Source organism: Marisediminitalea oceani (assembly GCF_003731635.1).
Classification (GTDB): Bacteria; Pseudomonadota; Gammaproteobacteria; order Enterobacterales; family Alteromonadaceae; genus Alteromonas; species Alteromonas oceani.
Genome location: NZ_RCUA01000055.1, coordinates 1 through 6813, shown reverse-complemented (window position 1 = coordinate 6813; position 6813 = coordinate 1). Strand labels below are relative to the sequence as shown.

Annotated in this window: 4 protein-coding genes; 3 read left to right on the top strand and 1 reads right to left on the bottom strand. The window is 44.6% G+C overall.

What is annotated here, in order from left to right; translation table 11 throughout:
• Positions 1–415: 415 nt before the first annotated feature.
• Complete coding sequence (gene pssA, locus D9T21_RS15640) at positions 416–1267, bottom strand: CDP-diacylglycerol--serine O-phosphatidyltransferase (RefSeq protein ID WP_123325864.1); 852 nt, start codon at positions 1265–1267, stop codon at positions 416–418.
• A gap of 359 nt (positions 1268–1626) precedes the next feature.
• On the opposite strand from pssA, the gene xdp1 reads away from it, so the two are divergent.
• The 3 genes from xdp1 to D9T21_RS15625 all read left to right on the top strand — a co-directional run bounded on the left by xdp1 (position 1627) and on the right by D9T21_RS15625 (position 6804).
• Positions 1627–2481 (top strand): exosortase-dependent surface protein XDP1, encoded by an 855-nt coding sequence (xdp1, locus tag D9T21_RS15635; protein ID WP_105934700.1) that lies wholly within the window; start codon positions 1627–1629, stop codon positions 2479–2481.
• Positions 2482–2568: 87 nt separating this feature from the next.
• Positions 2569–5355, top strand: a complete 2787-nt coding sequence (gene prsT, locus D9T21_RS15630; RefSeq protein WP_123325862.1) for an XrtA/PEP-CTERM system TPR-repeat protein PrsT — start codon at positions 2569–2571, stop codon at positions 5353–5355.
• Positions 5356–5475: 120 nt separating this feature from the next.
• Positions 5476–6804, top strand: a complete 1329-nt coding sequence (locus tag D9T21_RS15625) for an IS4 family transposase (protein WP_105934698.1) — start codon at positions 5476–5478, stop codon at positions 6802–6804.
• Positions 6805–6813 lie beyond the last annotated feature (9 nt).

Genomic DNA, 6813 nt, shown 5'->3' with positions numbered 1-6813 from the left:
TGTTGACACTCTTAATGAGTGCCCACACAGATTGTCTTGTTATAAATTGTTAAAGAACTAAGTGCAGAAAGGATTTTTCTTTCTGCGCAAGGAGGACTTTCGTCACACTCAGTTTTAAAAACTTTCCCTTGCTTGCTCCAGCGCTCTTTCAGAACCTGCCGAAGCGGGATGCGTATAATACGCTTTTGGTTTTCTGCGTCAACACTTTTTTTGAAAATTTATTTTCAAAGCATTGTCGCTGTATACCGCTTCACATAAGGCTTTCGCGCTATGCCGGGTTGGCCTGTTAGGGCGTTCCCCGTTGAAGAGCCGCGCATTCTACGCATCTGGTTTTTAACGTCAACTATTATTTCGCAATAAAACTAAAAAACGCGACCGTTTGGTCGCGTTTTAATCAATCAGTATGTTTTCCGTACTAATTCGACGTTTTTTCGTCTTTTTGTTCTTTTAAATCGTCTGTGCTCTGTTCTTTAGCTGGCGTTTCTTCGGTTTCTTCCGCACTCACCTTGGAAACAAAATCTGCGTCTTCAACCTGATCGCCAACCACATCACTCAGGGTTACCTTATCAACCGTTCTGAATGTATTGATTGGCCCCGCCAATGCGTAAAGCGCAAATACAATAAATAAGACTAATGCAGGCTCGGTGGCAACGATAATAAAGATAAGCAAAATTACCAGCAGTGCAACAAACGGTACCTTACCGTTCCAGTTTACTTCTTTAAAGCTGTTATATTTAAAGTTACTGACCATTAACAAGCCAGATAAGCCAGTAACTAACGCTACGATAAGTCCGATATCATCGCCGTTAATATCGTACTCAACACCTAACCACACAAATCCGCACACAACAGCTGCTGCTGCCGGACTGGCCAGCCCTTGGAAAAAACGCTTGTCGGCAATGCCAACCTGGGTATTAAAACGAGCAAGCCTTAAAGCGGCACCTGCTACATATATAAAGGCAGCAAACCACCCCAGCTTTCCGAGATCGCTCAGGCCCCAGTTGTAAGCCACCAGCGCCGGTGCCATGCCAAATGACACCATATCGGCCATCGAATCATATTCTGCGCCAAAATCACTCTGTGTATTAGTGATGCGAGCAACCCTTCCATCCAGTCCGTCAAATATCATGGCCACGAATACTGCCACCGCAGCAGCCTCAAAGCGCCCGTTCATAGAAGACACCACAGCAAAGAAGCCTGAGAACAGACCGGCAGTGGTTAGAAGATTCGGCAACAAATAGATACCTTTATGTTTACTTTCTGACATGATTTTCTCTATAGCTACAAACGGCGCTCATTATTTCATAATCTCAATGGACATGCTTAACGATTTTAAGTTTCAAAGCATTTCTACCTTTAATATGTCTCAATACCTACGTGGTATAACTACTTATCAGATCATATACATATTCCACTGACCATTACTTATAGAATGAAAACCAAAGGATTATGAAACTGCCATGTTGAAGCACTTTCTCATCCATATCTATGTCAGAATAATTTACACCAACCGTAAATTTAACTGACAAATAATTCTAAATCATTGAATTTTAAAAATTTAAAATTTTGGATCGCTTTTTGCTAAAGAAGTTTTGCAAGAATGCGTAGTTAATGAGGAAGTGAAGTATGCGGTTTAACTGTAATAAGACAGTTCTTGTTCTGAGCACTATTGGTTTATTCGCTTCAGGCGTTGCCAGTGCTACAGGGAGCAGTTCTGGATGTAATGTAAACACTGGATGTGATAGCTGGACAAACGCGTCGGTCTATGACCTGACGACGTCTGAGCAAAATTATCAACTTTATGAAAACATCGATCCAACCAATAGTACAGTGGTGGTTAACGGTGTTTCTATTTCTGTAACAGCCTGGTCTGACACTGCAGGTGGAAATGACGACATTGTTACTTCTGCAAGTTTCTCCGGACCTTGGGGTGAAGGTTTTGGTGTCACTAACCAAGACGAAGCCAACTTTGACAATCACAGCGATTCTCATGCAATCGACAACATGGGCAATTGGTCTGATTATGACATGGTTTTGTTCTCGTTTTCTGAGTCAGTATCATTAGCAGGCGCTACTTTTAACTGGTTAGGTGGTAGCACGAGTACGCAACAGGTTTCTGTTGCAGGCTTATCAGATATTAATCAGTTGACATCGGGTTCAGCTACCTGGAGTCAGATTGCAGGCAATCTCGATAGTTCTCTGAAAGGCAGCTTCCAAATCGGTGGCAGCAATGGCACCTACCATTCTGATTTTACCACGACTGGCACTTCTCAATACTGGTTAGTAGGTGCTTATAACTCACTGTTTGCCTATGTTGATGGCTTTTCTGAAAATAATGATGCTTTTAAGCTTACATCAATCGGCTTTAATCAGGTTGAAGACAATAACGGTGAGCCTGATCCAGTAAACGCACCGAGTTCTTTTGCTCTGTTATTACTTGCTGGCGGTTTTGCAGCGTGGCGTAAAAAACAAGCGAAATAAATTCAATTTCATTCTCGTTCAAAGGTGGCTTTTGCCACCTTTTTTGTACACAATCCAAAATATCCATTTGAATAAAAAAGAAATACTATGCGATTGACGTCTACCCTTCTGATTTCAGCCGGCTTACTAGCCAGTTCATATACCCTGGCCAGCTCTGAAGAAGATTATGAGAAAGCGCTCGCAGCCTACAGCCAAACCCGTTATGACGAGGCCTTTATCCATTTAAAGAATAGTCTCAAACAAGACCCGGATAACCTGGCGGCGAAAATTCTGATGGGTAAAATTTTGCTTATGAATGGCTATCTGTCGGCTGCTGAAACTGAATTCTACGAAGCGCTGGATCAGGGGGCGGATATCAATCTTGTCGCGGAGCCATTAGGTAATGCTCTGCTGTTCCAAAATAAATACCAGAAAGTGGTTAACTTTAATGAGACAGACAAGCTTGTCACTGAGCAAAAGGTTAAGTGGCTTCAGATCCGTGCTACTGCCTGTACCAGACTGAAACGCTTTGACTGTGCCAATGAGGCTTATCAGCAAAGTCTGAAATTAGATAGCAACTACTCCCCGGCCTATAATGGACTGGCGTCTGTGGCGCTGATTGAAAATAAGCTCGAGCAGGCAGGTGACTACCTCGATAAAGCTATCAGCATAAATGATCAGGACCACGTCACGTGGCGACTTAAAGGTCAGCTGGCGCGAGCCAATGAAGACTATGATACCGCCATTACGCACTTGCAACATGCGTTAGAGTTAGCTCCGGAAGATCCCATTACGCTTAGAAAGCTGGCTGACATTTATCTGGAAAGTAACGATTTTGATAGCGCTCAGGCGTTTGTAGACGAAATTATTGAGAAAACACCTAACGATCCGTTAGCAATTCTGCTCAGCAGTTGGCTGGAAAGTAAGGATAAAGAAAAACTGGTCAGCAATAAGCGGCTCGAGCAGCTTAACGAAATCATGAGCAGCTTATCGCCGGATATCATTGCAGACCAACCGGTCCTGTTATATATCAGCGGCTTAACTGCCTTTTTCCACGGTAATACCGAACAGGCAGCTAAGGACTTCTCTCAATATTTGCAGAATAACCCCGGTGACATTCAGGCTATTATTTTGTTAGCCCGAACTTATCTGATGACCCAGCAAAACCGTCAGGCACTCACCTTGCTGGAAAAGCACGAAGATAAACTCATCGATAATATCGATTCAGCGCTGCTGCTAGGCGACTTATACCTGAAGCAAAACCGAGCCTTTAAAGCTCAAAAGCTCAGCGATGAATTATCCCTGAGATACCCAGAAGATGCCCGGGTCAGTTTGTTCCGCATCCGCCTCATGGCGAATCGCGGTAAAATTGACGAAGCCATCGCAATCCTCGACAGTAATTACGAGAAAAATAAGGAAAACGTAACATTCCTGTTTACCTACAGCATGATGAAGTTGCAGGCCGGCATTGAAGAGTACGCTTTAAAAAGCGCTAATGAAATATTGTCAAAATACCCCGACGAAGCCGACTTCCTGAATCTGAAAGCGGGCATACTTATTCGCTTACAGCGCTACGATGAAGCATTGGACGTGCTATCTGACACACTGGCTAAACAACCTGATCTGTTTGCTGCAAAATTCAACCGTGCAGCCATATTAAGTCGCCAGGGCGAATTTGTAGAATCCAATTTACTCGCAGAAGAGTTACTGAAAACATCACCTCAGCACGCGCAATCGATGTTATTGAAGGCCCACAATAACGTACAGTTGGGCGATATTGAGGAGGCACTGGATCTGTATAATGACGTGCTGATTCTGAATAACGATTTCAACTATGCCAGGTTTGAGTTAGCCAAGTTATATGGCTCAATGAAGGACTATGATCAGGCGCTTTATCACATTGACCGGTTATTGGTGAATGACTTCGATAATGCAGACTATTTGTTGTTTAAAGCTTCTTTGTATATTCAGAAACGCAACATTTCCGAAGCACAAAAGACACTCTCAGTAGTTGAACATTTTACGCTCAACTCGGTAGAGCAACTGTTACAGCAGAGCCGCTTACAAAAAGCCATCGACAACAAACCCGGCGCAATAAACTCAATCGATTTTGCCTTGCAACTTGCGCCGAACAGTACGCAGTTAAAGCTGGAGAAAGTGCGTTTATTAATTGAGTCAGCGTTATTCGAAGACGCCAAAGCCCTGCTCGATGATATCCGTAAAGCAAATACGAATAACCCAAATTTTTGGTTGGTACAGGCCCTTTACGATGACAATACAAACAACCGTCAGCAAGCAACTACCGCGCTGACCAAAGCTCTGCAACTGGATGCTGACTTCCATCAGGCAATGCTTTACCTATATGAGCTGGCGCTGATGGGCGGAGATAAACAAGCATTTATAGATCGGGCTGAAGCAACACTGCAAACCTCGCCGGATAACCTGCTAACCAAAAATCTGCTGGCGCAGTTTTACTTCGTGCAACAGGATTTCGATAAAGCGACGGCATTGTATAAATCGTTACTCGATGAAGATAAAACTTTTAACCGCGCCATCGTATTGAACAAGCTGGCCATTATGGCCTTACACGACAATATCAATGACGCCCATAAATATATTGAGCAGGCTTTCGAGATAAACAGCACCAATCCCGACATTCTGGATACCCTGGGCTGGATACTCGTGCAGAAAGGACAACTGGAAGATGGCCTTGGTCATCTGCGAAAAGCCTTTGCCCGGGATTCCAATAACCCGGAAATCCGTTATCACATTGGCTATGCACTGGCGAAGTTAAACCGTAACCAGGAAGCAAAAGAAGAACTGAAAAAAGCGGTCGCCGTTGAGCGCCCCTTCTACAATCGCAGTAAAGCGCAAGCTTTGCTAGACAGCTTGTAAGTAACAAAAAAGCCGGCAAATTTGCCTAATGCCGATCAGTTAAGAAATTTATACTGATCGGTTGACCGATCTTTCTACGGGTTCACAATCCGATATCAGTCTCTGGTATCGGATTTTTTTATGTCTTTACTTACACACCTCGATGATACATTTAGTCATGCGGAAGACTTGAATGCTATCGATAAATTGAAGTCCTTCGTTGACCCTGAACTTCTCCAGCAAGCTTATGAATTATCAGGTGTAGCGACCGTCAGGCGTCGTCGATTACCTCTGGATTCGGTCGTTTTTACCATTGTTGGTATGAGTCTTTTCCGTAACGATCCTGTCTGGGACATTGCGAATAAACTCGATGTTTCGCTACCGGGCAAAAACCGTTTTGTTGCGCCTAGTGCGCTAGTACAAGCCCGCCAACGACTGGGGGAAGATGCCGTCGGACACACTTTTAAACTGATGGCACAGCGGGCATTTGGCGAGTACGCTTTTGAGCAGTGGTGTGGTTTAAATGTACTGGCGGTTGATGGCGTGATGTTTCGTGCTCAGGATACCGCTGAGAATCTTGATGCATTTGGTTGCGACCGGAATGCCAGGGGGGATAATCCGTACCCGCAGGTACGCATGTGCAGTCTGATGGAAACGTCCAGTCACCTTCTTCTGGCCAGTGAATTTGACAGCCGGAATGTGGGAGAGATGTCTCTCGCAGAGCGGCTTATCCCTTCGGTTCCTGATCACTCTCTGACCCTGTTCGACAGAGGCTATTACTCGCTAGGGCTACTGTACTTGTGGATGACTAAAGGGGTTAACACGCACTGGATGCTTCCCGCCCGTAAAGATTTACAGTACACAGTGAAACATCAACTAAGCGAACATGATGCTTTAGTGACCCTTGAGACATCGCCTCAGGCACGAAAGAAGTTTGATGGTTTACCTGAAACTATTGAAGCGAGACTTACCCGCTACGAAGTCGACGGGAAGACCTATCGCGTACTTAGTTCAATGGTTGATGCGATGCAGTTTCCCTATGCAGAAGTTGTTGATGTGTATGTTCAGCGCTGGGAAATAGAGTTGGGTTTCAGGGAAATGAAACAGACTCTGCATCAGGCAAAACTGACGCTTCGTAGCAAGAAGCCTGAGATGGTGCGTCAGGAACTGTGGGGGCTGTTGCTCGCCTACAACTTGATTAGGTTGATGATGCTTGATGCCGTCAAAGATATGCCGGAGCTATCACCCTCCAGGCTTAGCTTCGGACTCTGCATGAGGCATATCATCGTGTTCTTCCTGACTACTATCCCAGACACAGTGACCAAGCTGCCAGTTCACTATGAATACCTGATGGAATCGTTGAGGATGATGAGGTTACCGGACAAACGACCTGACAGGTATTATCCACGAGTGGTAAGGAAGAGACCGGCTAAGTACCCCTCAAAGAAAAATGCCAGTCAGCTTAACTGACTGGCATTA